Here is a 520-nt window from a genome sequence, read left to right on the forward strand (position 1 = left end):
ACCCGCAGACGCATCAAGCCCTCTTGCTGCACGGTGGCAACCAGCTTGCCATCTTGCCAGAACTGTCCATGGTTTAGCCCCATCGCATTAGACGTCGTATCACTCCACATGTCATATAACAGCCAATCATTTATATCAAAACTGCGATGAAAATGCATTGAATGATCAATGCTAGCCGCTTGTAGTCCACTGGTCATAAAGCTGATGCCATGAGACATAAGCCCCGTTCCTACTAAATAAAAATCAGAAGAAAACGCCAAGAGTGCTTGCTGAATCGCAACTGGCTGCGAGCCCAGTTCACGGATGCGTAACCAATTGGCTTGCTTCGGTTTCGTTGGCTCTGGATGTATAGGATCGCGCGGCTTGACAGGCTTAATCTCCACATGACGACGACGCATAAAACGACCCTTAAGCGCATCTGGTACTTTACCCACGTAGCTCTCTTTTAGGTCTTGCTCAGTCTGTAAATCTTCAGGTGGTGGATAAACAGGCATATTTTCTTGATATTCTAAACCCTCTT

General features: G+C 46.9%; 1 protein-coding gene. It reads right to left on the reverse strand.

The window, feature by feature from the left end; genetic code table 11:
* A partial coding sequence (locus ACS8FD_RS24500; RefSeq protein ID WP_439277758.1) for an acyl-CoA thioesterase occupies positions 1 to 520 on the reverse strand: 520 nt, incomplete at both ends.

Source organism: Psychrobacter sp. 1U2 (genome assembly GCF_051847575.1).